The organism is Pseudochrobactrum sp. B5 (assembly GCF_001939785.1).
GTDB lineage: Bacteria > Pseudomonadota > Alphaproteobacteria > Rhizobiales > Rhizobiaceae > Pseudochrobactrum > Pseudochrobactrum saccharolyticum.
The window spans coordinates 721,378-737,524 of sequence record NZ_MOYL01000002.1 but is presented as its reverse complement, the minus strand read 5'-3'; the positions used below and the strand labels follow the sequence as shown (position 1 = coordinate 737,524).

The window sequence follows — 16,147 nt, the reverse complement described above, 5'->3', positions numbered from 1 at the left end:
CTTTGACAGATGCACGCTTTCTGGCTGTCCAATACAGTGCCTGTGAGTGGGCGTCAAGTGTGTTTAATTTGCATATACTTGTAATTGTCTTTTAAAATCAATGCGTTAAAATTACGGTATTATGTTACCCTATAAAAATCCGGTGATTTTTACTCTATATTTCCGTTCGGCCTGCCGCATCACTTCAATTGCCCGCATTTTATGCCTAGATTATATCTTCTGCACAATGTGATGCATAGCAGCATGAAAACGGAGAGTGCCATGAATGAAACGGAAGTCAGATCTATCCTGCAAACCAAGCATGTGATCGCGCTGGTCGGCGCTTCTCCGAATGAGGATCGTCCAAGCTTTGGTGTGATGAAATATCTGCTGGAGCATGGTTATAAAGTTATTCCGGTCAATCCGGGGCAGGCGGGTAAGCAGATATTGGGGCAGACAGTTTATGCCTCGCTCTCCGATATTCCGGAGAAGATTGATATTGTCGATGTCTTTCGCGCTTCCAGTGCCGTGCCTGCAATTGTCGATGAAATTCTGGCACTGAAAACACAGCCGGATGTTTTGTGGTTGCAGCTTGAAATCACTCATGAAGAGGCTGAAGCCAAAGCCCGCGCTGCCGGAATAAAGGTGGTGACAAATATGTGCACCAAACAGCAGCATCAGCGTCTGATCGGCGCCTGATTTTAGCTTTCTGTGACATTGCGGTTCAAAATTTCTGTTTTGCCGCAATGTAAATCTGCGGGTAATTTATAGATGTGCCTGCGGAAAAAGATAATAGTTTGCGTGTATTATAGTGATAAGCGGAATCTTTTTCTTTGCTTGTGCGGGAGTAAAATTCTAACCTGACCCAAATTGTTTATTTTGGGGAGTAGAGAATGTCTAAGCGCAGCCCGGGTTTTGATACACTTGCTATTCATGCAGGCGCAAAACCGGATCCGACCACCGGTGCTCGCACCACGCCGATTTATCAGACTGCATCTTATGTTTTTGATGATGTGGATCATGCTGCCGCTTTGTTCGGCCTGCAGGCATTCGGCAATATCTATACCCGTCTGACCAACCCGACCACAGCCGTACTGGAAGAGCGCGTTGCAGCGCTTGAAGGCGGTACAGCTGCCGTTGCGACTGCATCCGGCCATGCTGCTCAGCTGCTGGTTTTCCATAATCTGCTGCGCACCGGCGATAATTTTGTTGCTGCGAACAAGCTTTATGGCGGTTCGATCAATCAGTTCGGTAATGCTTTCAAGTCTTTCGGCTGGGAAGTGCGCTGGGGTGATGTGGACGATGTTTCCAGCTTCGAGAAACAGATCGATGACAAAACCCGTGCGATCTTTGTTGAAAGTCTGGCCAATCCGGGCGGTATCGTTGTTGATATCGCAGCGATTGCGGAAATCGCGCATAAGCACGGTCTGCCGCTGATCGTTGATAATACAATGGCATCGCCATATCTGATCCGTCCGATCGAACATGGTGCAGATATTGTTGTGCACTCGCTGACTAAATTCATCGGCGGTCACGGCAATTCCATGGGCGGTATTCTCGTCGATGGCGGTACATTCGACTGGTCGAAATCCGGCAATTATCCGATGCTGAGCGAGCCGCGCCCTGAATATGCCGGTGCGGAACTGCACAAAACCTTCGGCAATATTGCTTTTGCGATTGCAGCACGCACACTCGGTTTGCGTGATTTTGGTCCGGCGATTTCTCCGTTCAACTCGTTCCAGATTCTGGCCGGTATTGAAACTCTGCCGCTGCGTATGCAGCGTCATTGCGACAATGCGCTGAAAGTAGCGAAATGGCTGGAAAAGCACGAGAAAGTTTCATGGGTGCGTTATGCCGGTCTGCCGACTGACAAATATCATGCTTTGCATCAGAAATATTCGCCAAAAGGCGGCGGCGCTGTTTTCACCTTCGGTCTGAAGGGCGGTTATGAAGCCGGTAAGACATTTGCGAACTCGCTGGAACTGTTCTCACTGCTGGCCAATATCGGTGATACCCGTTCGCTGGTTATTCATCCGGCATCAACCACCCATCGTCAGCTGACGGATGAGCAGAAAGTTGCTGCCGGTGCAGGTCCTGAAGTGGTGCGTCTGTCGATCGGTATTGAAGATGCTGACGATATTATCGCTGATCTTGAACAGGCTTTGGCAAAGATCGTCTGATGAAGTCGCTGTTGCTGCCTGTAAACACAGAGTCTGAACCGGAATTTGGTGCGCCCGCAGAAGGGCGTATCATTTCTGGCAATCCGCAATTCAGAACATGGAATGCGGAAGAGACCTCAGACGGGCTTTATGCCGGTATATGGGAGTCGACTGAAGGCAAGTGGCATGTCGCTTATGATGAATGGGAGTTCTTCCAGCTTATAAGTGGTGTATCTGTGGTGACAGAAGAGGGCAAAGAGCCGGTCACTTTGCGGGCAGGCGATAGTTTCATCATCAGGCCGGGCTTTAAAGGCACGTGGGAAGTGATTGAAACGACTCGTAAAACCTATGTGATAAAGCTTTAAACTTATATTGTCTGAAATAGAAAACGCCGCGTTCCATAGGACGCGGCGTTTTTGTTTTTACCATTCCAGTTTCAGGCTTTGCATGCCGTGGAAATGATAGGTGTCGCCATAGAGCGGCGTTTCTGCAAAGCGGATATTCGGCAGGCGTTTGAATAATGTTGCCAGTGAAACCTGCATTTCCAGACGTGCCAGTGGTGCGCCGATGCAGAAATGGATACCGGCTCCGAAGGAAACATTCTTCTGATCCGGACGCTCCGGCCAGAAACGATCCGGCTGCTCAAAAGCCTGATAATCGCGGTTGCCTGAACCAAGCAACAAGCCAAGCTGCTCACCAGCTTTAAGTGTTACGCCTTCGGCAATTTCAGTCTCATTATAGGCATAGCGGGTGAACATATGCAGCGGTGCATCAAAGCGCAGGCTTTCTTCAACGGTGGCGGCAGTTGATTCCGGTGTTGCAAACAGAGTGCGATGATCCAGACCGCTTTGCAGAATGCTCTTAACCGCATTGCCGGTCTGGTTGACCGTTGCTTCATGTCCGGCATTGAGCAGCAGGATACAAGTGGTAATCAGCTCATCTTCCGAGAGCTTGGCACCATTTTCTTCTGCGGCGAGCAACAGGCTCAGCAGATCGTCGCCCGGATTTTTACGGCGCTGTGCAGCATAATCACGCAAATAATCGGAGAATTCTTTGGCTGCCTGATTGGCGCTGTCTTCCACTTCACGGGTGGCATTGTGCATATACATGTTGACCATGCGATGCGACCAGTCGAGCAGCTGCGGTGCATTATCGGTCGGTACGCCAAGCATTTCGGCAATCACCACTACCGGAATAGGGGTGGCGAAGGCGGGCATCAGATCAACATGACCCTGATGCTCAAAACCGTCAATCAGTTCATTGGCAAGTTTTTCAATGCGTGGGCGCAGGTGCTCGACCTGACGGGACACAAAAGCGCGATTGACGAGGGTGCGCAGGCGGGTATGTACCGGCGGTTCAATCTCCAGCATGGAGTGGCGTTCAACGCCGTCAAAATCTTTGAGATGTTCGCGATTGATTGCATTGGCACGATAACCGCCCGGTTCTTCACGACCAAAACGGCGGTCGCGGAACAGCTTGTTGATATCGTCATAACCGGCAAAGCACCAGAAACCGTAATCTTCCCAGAAAAACACCCGCGCATTGTGATGCAGCCATGCGTAAGCCGCATAGGGATTCTGTACAAATTCCGGTTGATGCGGATCAATACGCACATGGCGGGTAGCAGGATCGAAATGGAGATAATCGGGTTTTACAGGGGCGCTTGGGGAATGACTCATCAGGCTTTCATCGCATTACTATTCAGATTGATGATGCGACTATAGAAGCAGATGAGGAGGAAGTGCAGCGTGACAAAGCGCGGCATGAGGAAACTGAAATAAGACTATTGTTATTTATCCGTATCTGTCAGCGTTTTGCTGACTTCGTTGAACGGCTCTTTAACTGAGTTGCCAATGAGAAATAGAGACGCCACAATTATTAAGCCGATAAAAGCTGCTATGAGTGAGTACTCTATAGCTGTTGCTCCATTTTCAGACTTTAAAAAACTATTTTTTATCATGATGGAACTCGCCATATAGCTTTTTAGAAAAAACCGCCCGATTTATATAGGGCGGTTTTTATAATATTAGATTTTATATTATATTATATTATGGATTTGGTTTTTTACCTGTCAAACCGTCAGAGATACTTGTAAATGTATCTTTGACGTTACCACCAACAGTACCCACCACGCCAATGATTACAACAGCGATAAGGGCTGCGATCAGGCCGTATTCGATTGCAGTTGCACCGGATTCACTTTTTGCGAAACGTTTGAAAATTGCTTTCATTGCCTTAACTCCAGATAGTTCTTTTCGTTATGGTCTTGATGACCTGTTACGACTTATAGCCTGAAGAGTGTTTTTCAAGACTTAAATTACATAGTAAATGAAGTTTAAGCATTGAACTTGCTTAATGAATTACTTTTATTACGCCTGTTGTGAATTGTTTTTTATATTCATAAATTAAAATGTGACAGTGTTTTCAATGTCTTAAATGATGATTTCAAAAAGAAATGCCCCTGAGACGTTGCTTGGTCTCAGGGGCATAAATATTCGGATCATCGGAAAGCAGACGGAATATCAATGAAAAACCGTTTATTTCCCGACAGAAGAATTAAAAATCCCAGTCATCATCTTCTGTAGCAACAGCTTTACCGATCACATAGCTGGAGCCGGAGCCGGAGAAGAAGTCGTGATTCTCATCAGCATTCGGTGAAAGCGATGACAGGATCGCCGGATTAACATTGGTCACAGTGCTCGGGAACAGTGGCTCATAGCCGAGATTCATCAGCGCTTTATTCGCATTATAGTGCAGGAACTTTTTGACATCTTCAGTCAGACCGGTGCCGTCATAAAGCGCTTCTGTATATTTGGTTTCAACTTCATAGAGATCAAGCAGCATCGAGAAGGCGAAATCTTTCAGCTCTTCTTTGCGGGCTTCACTCTCTTTTTCCAAAGCCACCTGATATTTATAGCCGATATAGTAACCGTGCACGGCCTCGTCACGGATAATCAGGCGGATAAGATCGGCAGTATTGGTCAGCTTGGCGCGGCTTGACCAGTACATTGGCAGATAGAAGCCGGAATAGAACAGGAAGCTTTCCAGATATACGCTGGCAATTTTGCGCTTCATCGGATCATCAGATTTATATTCATTGATGATCAGAGCTGCTTTGCGTTGCAGATGCGGGTTTTCCTCGCTCCAGCGATAGGCATCATCCACATCCGGTGTCGAGCACAGAGTGGAGAAGATCGAGGAATAGGAGCGGGCATGAACCGCTTCCATGAAGCTGATATTCGACAATACAGCTTCTTCATGCGGAGTCACAGCATCCGGCATCAGGCTGATTGAGCCGATAGTGTTCTGGATAGTGTCCAGCAGCGTCAGACCGGTGAAAACACGGATGGTCAGTGTTTTTTCTGCCGGTGTCAGCGTGCCCCAGGACGGAATGTCATTGGACAGCGGAACTTTTTCCGGCAGCCAGAAATTACCGGTCAGACGGTTCCATACTTCGAGATCTTTATCATCCTCGATACGGTTCCAGTTAACAGCCTTGGTGGCGCAGACGAGTTTAGGTTGGGCGTTCATAACGTGCTCTGATCTGTTCGGATGAACCGTCTGCACTGCGGCAGACGGTTTTATATAAAAGAATAGGGTTTACAGGGTGCAGGAAACGCAGCCTTCTACCTGTGTGCCTTCCAGAGCCATCTGGCGCAGGCGGATATAGTAGATTGTCTTGATTCCCTTGCGCCATGCATAGATCTGCGCCTTGTTGATATCGCGTGTTGTTGCGGTATCACGGAAGAACAGTGTGAGCGACAGACCCTGATCCACATGCTGCGTCGCTGCTGCATAGGTATCGATGATCTTCTCGGCGCCGATCTCATAGGCATCCTGATAATAATCGAGATTATCATTGCTCATGAACGGGGCAGGGTAATAAACGCGGCCGATCTTACCTTCCTTGCGGATTTCAATTTTGGACGCAATCGGATGGATCGAAGAGGTCGAATTGTTGATGTAGGAAATCGAACCTGTCGGCGGAACAGCCTGAAGGTTGCGGTTATACATACCATGCGCCATCACCGATTTGCGCAGCTCTTCCCAGTCCGCCTGTGTCGGGATCGTAACACCTGCTGTTTCAAACAGTTCACGAACGCGGGCAGTTTCCGGTTCCCAGACCTTGTCAGTATATTTGTCGAAGAATGTGCCGTCGGCATATTTTGAATCTTCAAAGCCGACAAAGCTCGACTTGCGATCCATCGCAATGCGGTTGGACGCTTTAATCGCGTGATAGGTCACGGTGTAGAAATAGATATTGGTGAAATCCACACCTTCTTCAGAACCGTAGAAAATGCGTTCACGCGCCAGATAGCCGTGCAGATTCATCTGACCAAGGCCAATCGCGTGTGATTCATCATTGCCGCGGGCAATCGATGGCACGGAATTGATCTTGCTCATATCCGACACAGCGGTCAGCGCACGGATTGATGTTTCAACGGTCTTGCCGAAATCCGGTGAGTCCATGGTCATCGCAATATTGAGCGAGCCGAGGTTACAGGAAATATCCTTGCCGATATGTTCGTAATTCAGATCATCTTTATAGGTGCTGGCTTCGCTGACCTGAAGAATTTCAGAGCAGAGATTGCTCATGGTGATGCGGCCGGCAATCGGATTGGCTGCATTCACGGTGTCTTCGAACATGATATACGGATAGCCGGATTCAAACTGAATTTCAGCCAGTGTCTGGAAGAAGGCGCGTGCCTTGATCTTTTGCTTGCGGATACGGCCGTCATCAACCATTTCGCGATATTTGTCGCTCACGGAAATTTCCGTGAAAGGTACACCGTAAACGCGTTCCACATCATATGGCGAGAACAGATACATATCCTCGTCGTTCTTCGCCAGTTCAAAGGTGATATCCGGAATCACCACACCGAGCGACAGGGTTTTAATGCGGATTTTTTCATCGGCATTTTCGCGCTTGGTGTCGAGGAAGCGCATAATGTCCGGATGGTGGGCATTCAGATAAACCGCACCGGCACCCTGACGTGCACCGAGCTGGTTTGCATAGGAGAATGCATCTTCGAGCAGCTTCATGATCGGAATAATACCGGAAGACTGATTCTCGATCATTTTGATCGGCGCGCCATGTTCACGGATATTGGTGAGCGAAAAGGCCACACCACCGCCGCGCTTGGAAAGCTGCAGCGCGGAATTGATCGAACGGCCGATCGATTCCATATTGTCTTCCATGCGCAGCAGGAAGCAGGAAACCAGCTCGCCGCGCTGCTTTTTACCGGCATTGAGGAAGGTCGGTGTCGCAGGCTGGAAACGGCCGGACAGCACTTCTTCCATGATCGAGATCGCCAGAGCCTCGTCACCATCAGCAAGCGCCAGCGCAACCATGCAAACGCGGTCTTCATAACGTTCCAGATAGCGCAGACCGTCAAAAGTCTTCAGCGTATAGCTGGTGTAATATTTGAACGCGCCGAGGAAGGTCGGGAAGCGGAACTTCTTTTTATAAGCGAGATTGAAGAGATTCTGGACGAATTCAAAAGAATACAGATCCAGAACTTCTTTTTCGTAATAATTCTGGGTCACCAGATAATCGAGCTTCTCTTCCAGATTGTGGAAGAAAACCGTGTTCTGGTTCACATGCTGGAGAAAATACTGGCGAACGGCCTTGCGATCCATATCAAACTGGATCTCACCATTCGGACCGAACAGGTTCAGCATGGCATTCAGCGCATGATAGTCCATTGCCGGAGTGTCTTTTTTAGAACTCCCGTTGTTTGAACTGTTGGTGTTGTTCTTTTCTGTCCGTTCAAGCTCAAGAGTCGCCACAGTTTTTCCAATTCATTTTTCGGCCAATATGTGTTGGCCAATTTATTTGTCGGTATGTGCAAAACAAAGACCGGCTTCGCTTTCACATCTGTTCACAATACTGATCCGGCTTTTCGTTTGAGAAAGCGGACAGCAATTTAATTTCGTTGTTGAACCCTGTATGGGTTCAGAAGTCAGGCAGCGAGGTCTGCCTGCCAGAATTTGCGCAGACCATTCCGCACATTGATAACGTCATCATCCGTTCCGGCCAGCTCATAGCGATACAGAAACGGCACCTGACATTTCTCGGATATGACATTGCCGGCAAGACAATAGGTTGCACCGAAATTACGGTTGCCACCGGCAATCACACCGCGAATAAAGGAACGGTTGGCACTGTCATTCAGAAAACGGATCACAGGCTTGGGAACAGCACCGCGTCCGTCCCCGCCGGCATAGGTTGCGACAACCAGCACAAAAGGTTGTGTCACCTGTAAAAGATCGGCCTTCATGCTGCACGGAATACGCAGAGCAGGCAGTCCGGTTTTTGTGACAAAGCGATGCGTATTTTGCGTGCCGCTTGAAAAATAGACGAGCATGCTCATAGCCACTTCCTCATGTTAAATCTCCAGTGAGACACTGAAGTCAAACAAAGACCCTCTATATATAGTGGCACCAGTCCGGCTTTGCAGCCAATGCTGTGCATTATACAGGAAGAGGGCATAGCTTTTGTGATTTGCCTGAAATGCCGTTTCTGGTTCCGGCTTCTGCCCGTCTTGCAAAGTGAACGACGGGCAGAGAATTACCGGCCAGATTGAACAGTCAGGCGGATTGTCCGGATATGACAGTCAAACCGGAACGCTCAGGCCATTATAATTAAGCCAGCGCGCTGATCATGTCAGGGCGGAAGCCTGCCCAATGTGTGTCACCGGCAACAACAACCGGAACCTGCATATAACCAAGACGTTTAACTGTGTCGTAGCCTTCTGCATCTGCAGAAATATCAATGATGTTGAAATCGATTCCCTGACGTTCCAGAGCGCGATAGGTGGCGGTGCACTGAACGCAGGCTGGCTTGCTGTAAACAGTAATGGACATCGGATTCCTCGTTTCTTGATCGCCCTGATATTTTTCAGAGACTGATATGCGTTATATGCCTGTTGATTATTCTGGAGAGAATAGTCAGCGGACATTGTAGCGGGGGCTACAGTTTCCCTTGGCAGGGCCTCATTGGTCTGCACCTTGCGGTGCCTTCTTGTATCTGCACCTGACGGTGCTCTTCTCTTTTGCACCTTGCGGTGCGGGATTCTTCGTTCCCCGGAGCGTTGTGCCCTCAAAGAACTTCTTGTTTACGCTTCCCTGTATTCCTCACCGGTATGGTTCATCCAGAGACGCACCGGCGGTGATAAATCCGAGCATTGTGGTTCCGCCGCTTTTGAAACGAGAGGGCGGAGGGCTTTCAGGTGCAAAAGCACCTTTAAATCTGCTGCACAAACTGCGGTTATTCCGCAAAACGCATGCTGAACTTGCTTAAACTGATAAGAACGGAACGGACGGCGGGAGAGGCTGGAAGGAACAGCTCACAGAGGAGCCGGATGCGTCATCAGAGATGGTCGTATAAAGCCATCGGGCGAAGATTCGCTCTGACCGCTGACAAATCTGCTGAAACAGGTTTCTGAACGACAGATGCAGACATCTGTTTGTTTTCCGATCCCTGAAAAGCAGCTCTGACCTTGCGCATAACCTGATTCCTGTTGCCTTGCTGAACTGTGATCTGTGTGCCTGCGATACTGAAAACAACACCGGCGCAACGGATCACATTTCTTCCGTCTTCAACATTCCCGGAGCCTGTTGATAACAACAAGTTCCGATTCTCCGCCGGAAAGGAGTTACCTCCTGAGAACCGGCAAAAATTTCGACGCAACTATCCCGGATCGCATTGCGTATCGCTGGTTTCATTGTGCCTGATAAAGCCGTTTTGAGCGTGGTTGCGAAGCTGCGGTTTGCAGAATCGAAGAACCGCTCAAGACACTATATATGGTATATGTTATGAATTTTTCGTCAATACCTATGGTGTCTCTCTGATAATTTTACCCGCTATACACAGGGCTGAATTAATATGTGGAGATGTGCCAAAAGTACATCAGCAGGGTCGGCAGGCGTGCTGCCACCGCTCAGCTTGATTCTTAACCGCAGCATATAAGATATGAGCGCTTTTGGGGCGGAATCTTTGCTGTTTCCGGGCAGATTCTTTTCTTTACAAAAGCGGCCGGAGCGGGCAGGCGATTCTTAAATGAGGTGGAGAAGAAGTGCAGAAAGGAAGATGTGAGGATAGAGCCTTTCACAGTCAAGTTGGATCAACTTGACGCCCGTGATAATGCGATCAAATAAAGTATCTAGAGCGAGCACTGTGATTCAATCTGGGCGTAAACCGCTCTAGTCAGTCATGAGACTGCGATTCTGCATGAAACAATTTCCGCTGAAAATCAACGTAAGGTACAAAATGTTGATTTACAGAAAAGGGGAGAAATGGTGGGCGATGAGAGACTCGAACTCCCGACATCTTCGGTGTAAACGAAGCGCTCTACCAACTGAGCTAATCGCCCGCTCGCTAAAAGCGGTATGTGCTGACTTAAGTCTTCAATTATAAATATGAGCACAACATATCTATAATTGTCATTCACTGATCTGATTTCTCAGAAATGAATGGTGGGCGATGAGAGACTCGAACTCCCGACATCTTCGGTGTAAACGAAGCGCTCTACCAACTGAGCTAATCGCCCGCTCGCTTTGAAGCGGCTGTGAGGCTCGTTTAAGGAATTCTTTGACTAAGCGCAAGAGCAAAAATCAAAAATAAAACAGAAATTTGAATTAATTTTTGTTTCTTCACATTCCTGATGCCATCCCGTCATGCGTTTCGGATGATTCTTTGAATTCAGATGCTTATAGGGAGTGAGAGGGCGCCTCTTTTTATCGCGTGCTGTGCATAAAATCGGTCATTTGTGGACTGCCTATATATATAAAGTGCTCTGTTCGGGCTTTGCGCATTTTTATCCTCTTTTCGGTGAAAAACTTTCAAAAGCTCGCTTGACAGTTCATAGTGAACACATTAGACAGCGCCCATACCGAACGGAAACGTTACGGTGCCTCAAGCGAATAGCTTAAGGCTTTCAGATAATCTCTGAAAATACTGCGCGGGTGTAGCTCAGTTGGTTAGAGTGCCGGCCTGTCACGCCGGAGGTCGCGGGTTCGAGCCCCGTCACTCGCGCCACTTTCTCTTCTTACAATATACAGTTTATGAGAAAGTGGCGCACCCCGCCTGCTTTATATTTCCCTTTGATGTCCCGATTTAAGCATTTGTTTTTAAATGCAAATTTTCTTCATTTATTTGTAAAATTTGTAAGAAAACCCTTTGATTTTAAAAATGAATCAGGGTACATACCAAATCACTTCAGCACATGAAGTACTGCGCGGGTGTAGCTCAGTTGGTTAGAGTGCCGGCCTGTCACGCCGGAGGTCGCGGGTTCGAGCCCCGTCACTCGCGCCACTTTCTCTTCTTTAAAATACAGTTCAGAGAAAGTGGCGCACCCCGCCAATTATCCTTTTCTATGATCTATCTATTATAATGCATATCCGCAGGGGCGGGGATTGCTGCCTGTTTTCAATTTTGACGGCAGGGCTGCTGAAGTGGTTTCGTCAGTTTCCGTGGGATGGTGGCGAATGCGATCAGGTTGATGAGCAGGGAGCTGACGGCGACGATTTCGATAATTGTCGGTGTTCCGCTGCCGTCCATCAGAATATAGGCAAATATCCCGGTGTTTGCGGACAGGATGCGGCGGTCAGGTTGAATAATTCTGCACTCGCGCCAAGTGGTGTGTGCATTGGCATTTCCCATAAAAATAAATCAAAAAAATATCAGGTCTTAAAATACATTGATTCATCTGCCGGCTGATTGTGCATTTTGCATGATGTGCCGCATGAGGTGAGGGGCGACTCGCCTTGCGGCGTGAAACAGATTCTTTTTAGCCTGCAAATCAGAGCTGAATGATTTTTACGGAAATTTGTGTAATATAGTGATGTGATGACTGCTGGTGTCTGCGCAAAACGCGGGCGGCACGGAGTTGTTAACAGGATGGCTTTTATTAATCATATCCGTGTGAGCGCAGGGCAGTCATGTGCTTTAAAGGCTTGCGCAAACGGGTTGACTGCGGTAACCGTCCCCACACAAAGCACTGTATTCGCACGGCACGCCATTTGAAGCTGTTTGGGCGAGATTGATTGTAAGGTGCAATGTGTCACATGGCTGTAGCCGTCAAATGGCTTATGTAGTGCACAACTTTACATCTTGAAGCCGGAAATAGGGTAATGAACGAGCTTTTAAGTTCCTATCTGCCGATCGTCATTTTTATTGGCGTGGCAATGGTGATCGGAATTGCGTTGCTGGTAGCGCCGTTCCTGGTCGCGTACAGACAGCCGGATCCAGAAAAACTGTCCGCCTATGAGTGCGGATTTAACGCATTTGACGATGCGCGCATGAAATTCGACGTGCGTTTCTATCTGGTATCCATTCTTTTCATCATCTTCGACCTTGAAGTTGCATTCCTGTTCCCGTGGGCTGTGTCCTTCGGTGAAATTGGCATGTTTGGTTTTTGGTCCATGATGGTCTTCCTTGGTGTGCTCACCATCGGCTTCATTTATGAATGGAAGAAGGGAGCCCTCGAATGGGATTGACCTCTGGCCAAAACACTATGTCTTCTAATGCCAATATGGGTGGCGGGACGCTGATAGCTCCCCGCCCTAAGGGTATTATTGATCCGAATACCGGTAAGCTGATCGGTCAGGACGATGCGTTTTTCGGTGAGCTGAATAATGAACTGTCCGATAAGGGCTTCATTGTTACCTCTGCTGATGCATTGATTACATGGGCGCGCACCGGCTCGCTGATGTGGATGACTTTCGGTCTGGCCTGCTGTGCTGTGGAAATGATGCATATTTCCATGCCGCGCTATGATGCCGAGCGTTTCGGTATTGCGCCGCGTGCGTCTCCGCGTCAGTCCGACGTGATGATTGTTGCAGGTACGCTGACCAATAAAATGGCTCCTGCGCTGCGCAAGGTTTACGACCAGATGCCGGAGCCGCGTTATGTGATCTCCATGGGCTCCTGCGCGAATGGTGGTGGTTACTACCATTACTCCTATTCTGTTGTGCGTGGTTGTGACCGTGTTGTTCCGGTTGATATCTATGTGCCGGGCTGCCCTCCGACTGCTGAAGCGCTGCTCTACGGCATTCTGATGCTGCAGAAGAAGATTCGCCGCACCGGTACGATTGAGCGTTGATTGGGGGATATGATGATTCAAGAAGCTCTCAATGAACTCTCGGCCTATCTGTCCGAACGCCTTGAAGGCAAAATCGATGAAACATCACTGCGTTACGGTGAGCTGAGCATCACTGTGCCGGGCAGCCAGATTATTTCTGTGCTGACATTCCTGCGCGATGATGTGCAGTGCCAGTTCGTGAATTTCACCGATCTGAGCGGTGTGGACTATCCGGGCCGCGTCAATCGTTTTGATGTGGTCTATCAGCTGATGTCGCCGCGTCATAACCTGCGTATCCGTATTCGCGTAATCACCGATGAAGATACACCGGTGCCATCAATCACCGGCGTTTATCCGGGTGCATTGTGGTACGAGCGTGAAGCTTACGACATGTACGGCATTCTGTTCTCCGGTCATCCGGATCTGCGCCGTCTGCTGACAGATTACGGTTTTGAAGGTCATCCGCTGCGTAAGGATTTCCCGCTGACCGGTTTTGTCGAAGTTCGTTATGATGATCAGGTCAAACGCGTTGTTTACGAGCCGGTTGAGCTGCGTCAGGAATTCCGTAATTTTGATTTCTTGTCCCCGTGGGAAGCAACAGATTATGTGCTTCCGGGCGATGAGAAAGCGAAGTCAAATTAATCTGTCACGTTAGCTGAAGGATTTAAAAATGTCTGATGGTGCTAAGTTGGAAGGTCGCTGCCTCTGTGGTTCAGTGCAGTTTTCGGCGAAGCCTGTAAATGACGAAATGGGCGCCTGCCACTGTTCAATGTGCCGCCGTTGGTCCGGCGGTGTGTTTCTCTGTGTGGATTGCGGAGACAGTCTTGAAATCACCAAAGGTGATGATCTCGGCTTTTACGGTTCATCCGCATGGGGTGAACGCGGTTTCTGCAAAGTCTGCGGCTCCACTCTGATGTGGCGCATGCAGGATGGTTCCCATAATGTTGTTTCCGTTCAGGCGTTTGAAAATCCTTCGCAATTCAGGTTTACAGCAGAGATTTATATCGACTGTAAGCCTGATAGTTACGCTTTTGCCAATGATACGAGCAAAATGACGGAAGCAGAGTTTCTGGCAGCTTTTGCCTCTACACAGGATGCCGAGAATGGCTGAGACACAAGTAAGAAATTTTAATATCAACTTCGGCCCGCAGCATCCGGCGGCGCACGGCGTTCTGCGTCTGGTGCTCGAGCTCGATGGTGAAGTTGTGGCGCGTGTTGATCCGCATATCGGTCTGCTGCATCGCGGCACCGAAAAGCTGATGGAAGCCAAAACCTATCTGCAGGCTGTGCCTTATCTCGACCGCCTCGATTACGTGGCGCCGATGAATCAGGAACACGCTTATGCGCTGGCGGTTGAGCGCCTGCTCGGTATTGATGTGCCGAAGCGCGGTCAGCTGATCCGTGTACTCTATTCGGAAATCGGCCGTATTCTCAATCACCTGCTGAACGTAACCACACAGGCCATGGACGTTGGTGCACTGACACCGCCGCTCTGGGGCTTCGAAGAGCGTGAAAAGCTGATGGTGTTCTATGAGCGCGCTTGCGGCGCCCGTATGCACGCGGCCTATTTCCGTCCGGGCGGTGTTCATCAGGATCTGCCTGAGCAGCTGGTTCAGGATATTGCTAACTGGATTGATCCGTTCTTCAAGACGCTGAATAATCTGGACAATCTGATTACCGGCAACCGTATTTTCAAACAGCGTAACGTTGATATCGGCGTTGTGTCGCTGGATGATGCATGGGCATGGGGTTTCTCCGGTGTCATGGTGCGCGGTTCGGGTGCAGCATGGGATCTGCGTAAATCGCAGCCTTATGAATGCTATAATGAAATGGAATTCGACATTCCGATCGGTAAGAACGGCGACTGCTATGACCGCTATCTGATCCGTATGGAAGAAATGCGCCAGTCCGCTTCCATCATGCGCCAGTGCTGTGAACTGCTGCTCGGTAAAGAGCGCGTCGGCCCTGTGTCGAACATGGACAATAAGATTGTTCCGCCGAAACGCGGCGAAATGAAACGCTCGATGGAAGCTCTCATCCATCATTTCAAGCTTTACACTGAAGGTTACCATGTGCCGGAAGGCGAGGTATATGCCGCAGTGGAAGCACCGAAGGGTGAATTCGGTGTTTATCTGGTGTCTGACGGCACTAATAAACCGTATCGTTGCAAATTGCGTGCACCGGGTTTTGCTCATCTTCAGGCCATGGATTTCCTGTGTCGCGGTCATATGCTGGCCGACGTCTCCGCGATCCTTGGCTCGCTCGATATTGTGTTTGGTGAGGTAGACCGCTGATGTCCGTCCGTCGTCTCGCAGATGATTCCGTTCAGCCGGCCAGTTTTTCGTTTAATGCGGAAAATCAGGCCTGGGCTGAAAAGACAATTAAGAAATTCCCTGAAGGTCGCCAGCAGTCTGCGGTTATTCCGCTGCTGATGCGTGCGCAGGAACAGGATGGCTGGGTCACCAAAGCGTCGATTGAGCATGTTGCAGCTATGCTGGAAATGCCGCTGATCCGCGTTCTGGAAGTGGCAACATTCTATACCCAGTTCCAGCTCAAGCCGGTTGGCACACGCGCCCATATTCAGGTTTGCGGCACAACACCATGCGCGTTGCGCGGTGCTGAAGAGCTGATGAAAGTGTGCAAGCACAAAATTCATCATGATCCGCTGACACCAAATGCTTCGGGCACGCTGTCTTGGGAAGAAGTTGAATGTCAGGGTGCTTGCGTCAATGCGCCGATGGTCATGATCTTCAAAGACGCTTATGAAGACCTGACACCTGAACGCCTTGAAGAAATCATTGATGCTTTTGAGGCAGGTAAAGGCGACACCATCAAGCCGGGTCCGCAGATCGATCGTGATTTCTCTGCGCCGATTGGTGGTTTGACATCTTTGACTGATGGCAATCCGAAAGCGGAGGGCTGATT

The 16,147-nt window shown here is 49.1% G+C and carries 18 protein-coding genes and 4 tRNA genes; 11 read left to right on the top strand and 11 right to left on the bottom strand.

What is annotated here, in order from left to right:
• Positions 1–261 precede the first annotated feature (261 nt).
• The 3 genes from BKD14_RS10010 to BKD14_RS10000 all read left to right on the top strand — a co-directional run bounded on the left by BKD14_RS10010 (position 262) and on the right by BKD14_RS10000 (position 2,503).
• Positions 262–678, top strand: a complete 417-nt coding sequence (locus BKD14_RS10010; protein WP_075655590.1) for a CoA-binding protein — start codon at positions 262–264, stop codon at positions 676–678.
• Between the two features lie 194 nt (positions 679–872).
• Positions 873–2,159 (top strand): O-acetylhomoserine aminocarboxypropyltransferase, encoded by a 1,287-nt coding sequence (locus tag BKD14_RS10005; protein ID WP_075655588.1) that lies wholly within the window; start codon positions 873–875, stop codon positions 2,157–2,159.
• A complete protein-coding gene (locus BKD14_RS10000; protein WP_075655586.1) occupies positions 2,159–2,503 on the top strand; it encodes a cupin domain-containing protein in 345 nt (114 codons plus the stop codon). The genes BKD14_RS10005 and BKD14_RS10000 overlap by 1 nt, the downstream gene beginning before the upstream one ends.
• Positions 2,504–2,560: 57 nt before the next feature.
• On the opposite strand, the gene BKD14_RS09995 is transcribed toward BKD14_RS10000, so the two are convergent.
• The 10 genes from BKD14_RS09995 to BKD14_RS09950 form a co-directional block, all read right to left on the bottom strand.
• On the bottom strand, positions 2,561–3,817 hold the full coding sequence (locus tag BKD14_RS09995; RefSeq protein WP_075655584.1) for a cytochrome P450: 1,257 nt from the start codon (positions 3,815–3,817) through the stop codon (positions 2,561–2,563).
• Positions 3,818–3,927: 110 nt separating this feature from the next.
• Complete coding sequence (locus tag BKD14_RS09990) at positions 3,928–4,098, bottom strand: Flp family type IVb pilin (RefSeq protein WP_075655853.1); 171 nt, start codon at positions 4,096–4,098, stop codon at positions 3,928–3,930.
• Between the two features lie 88 nt (positions 4,099–4,186).
• On the bottom strand, positions 4,187–4,369 hold the full coding sequence (locus BKD14_RS09985) for a Flp family type IVb pilin (protein ID WP_075655582.1): 183 nt from the start codon (positions 4,367–4,369) through the stop codon (positions 4,187–4,189).
• A 325-nt stretch (positions 4,370–4,694) separates the two neighbouring features.
• Entirely contained in the window at positions 4,695–5,669 is a 975-nt protein-coding gene (gene nrdF / locus BKD14_RS09980; RefSeq protein WP_022710811.1) for a class 1b ribonucleoside-diphosphate reductase subunit beta, read from the bottom strand.
• 69 nt (positions 5,670–5,738) lie between these two features.
• Entirely contained in the window at positions 5,739–7,844 is a 2,106-nt protein-coding gene (gene nrdE / locus BKD14_RS09975; protein WP_116088138.1) for a class 1b ribonucleoside-diphosphate reductase subunit alpha, read from the bottom strand.
• 257 nt (positions 7,845–8,101) lie between these two features.
• Positions 8,102–8,512, bottom strand: a complete 411-nt coding sequence (gene nrdI / locus BKD14_RS09970) for a class Ib ribonucleoside-diphosphate reductase assembly flavoprotein NrdI (RefSeq protein WP_022710813.1) — start codon at positions 8,510–8,512, stop codon at positions 8,102–8,104.
• Between the two features lie 271 nt (positions 8,513–8,783).
• The gene (nrdH, locus tag BKD14_RS09965) at positions 8,784–9,005 is read right to left on the bottom strand and encodes a glutaredoxin-like protein NrdH (protein ID WP_022710815.1); all 222 of its coding nucleotides are present in this window, start codon (positions 9,003–9,005) and stop codon (positions 8,784–8,786) included.
• 505 nt (positions 9,006–9,510) lie between these two features.
• On the bottom strand, positions 9,511–9,771 hold the full coding sequence (locus BKD14_RS09960; RefSeq protein ID WP_139316377.1) for a hypothetical protein: 261 nt from the start codon (positions 9,769–9,771) through the stop codon (positions 9,511–9,513).
• 666 nt (positions 9,772–10,437) lie between these two features.
• Positions 10,438–10,513 (bottom strand) — tRNA-Val (locus BKD14_RS09955).
• A 101-nt stretch (positions 10,514–10,614) separates the two neighbouring features.
• Positions 10,615–10,690 (bottom strand) — tRNA-Val (locus tag BKD14_RS09950).
• Between the two features lie 411 nt (positions 10,691–11,101).
• Between BKD14_RS09950 and BKD14_RS09945 the strand changes: the two genes are divergently transcribed.
• Positions 11,102–11,178, top strand: a tRNA-Asp gene (locus BKD14_RS09945).
• 199 nt (positions 11,179–11,377) lie between these two features.
• Positions 11,378–11,454, top strand: a tRNA-Asp gene (locus tag BKD14_RS09940).
• A 114-nt stretch (positions 11,455–11,568) separates the two neighbouring features.
• Here the strand turns inward: BKD14_RS09940 and BKD14_RS09935 are convergent.
• Positions 11,569–11,802, bottom strand: a complete 234-nt coding sequence (locus BKD14_RS09935; RefSeq protein ID WP_075655576.1) for a hypothetical protein — start codon at positions 11,800–11,802, stop codon at positions 11,569–11,571.
• A gap of 470 nt (positions 11,803–12,272) precedes the next feature.
• Between BKD14_RS09935 and BKD14_RS09930 the strand changes: the two genes are divergently transcribed.
• The 6 genes from BKD14_RS09930 to nuoE are packed head-to-tail and all read left to right on the top strand — an operon-like array spanning position 12,273 to position 16,145.
• A complete protein-coding gene (locus BKD14_RS09930) occupies positions 12,273–12,638 on the top strand; it encodes an NADH-quinone oxidoreductase subunit A (RefSeq protein WP_022711745.1) in 366 nt (121 codons plus the stop codon).
• A gap of 35 nt (positions 12,639–12,673) precedes the next feature.
• Entirely contained in the window at positions 12,674–13,243 is a 570-nt protein-coding gene (locus BKD14_RS09925; protein WP_033316155.1) for an NADH-quinone oxidoreductase subunit B, read from the top strand.
• Between the two features lie 12 nt (positions 13,244–13,255).
• A complete protein-coding gene (locus BKD14_RS09920) occupies positions 13,256–13,864 on the top strand; it encodes an NADH-quinone oxidoreductase subunit C (RefSeq protein ID WP_028233835.1) in 609 nt (202 codons plus the stop codon).
• Between the two features lie 28 nt (positions 13,865–13,892).
• A complete protein-coding gene (locus BKD14_RS09915; protein WP_075655574.1) occupies positions 13,893–14,333 on the top strand; it encodes a GFA family protein in 441 nt (146 codons plus the stop codon).
• Positions 14,326–15,516, top strand: coding sequence for an NADH-quinone oxidoreductase subunit D (locus BKD14_RS09910; RefSeq protein WP_022711741.1), 1,191 nt, complete (start codon positions 14,326–14,328; stop codon positions 15,514–15,516). Before BKD14_RS09915 ends, BKD14_RS09910 begins: the two co-directional genes overlap by 8 nt.
• The gene (nuoE, locus tag BKD14_RS09905) at positions 15,516–16,145 is read left to right on the top strand and encodes an NADH-quinone oxidoreductase subunit NuoE (protein ID WP_022711740.1); all 630 of its coding nucleotides are present in this window, start codon (positions 15,516–15,518) and stop codon (positions 16,143–16,145) included. Before BKD14_RS09910 ends, nuoE begins: the two co-directional genes overlap by 1 nt.
• Positions 16,146–16,147: the final 2 nt, after the last annotated feature.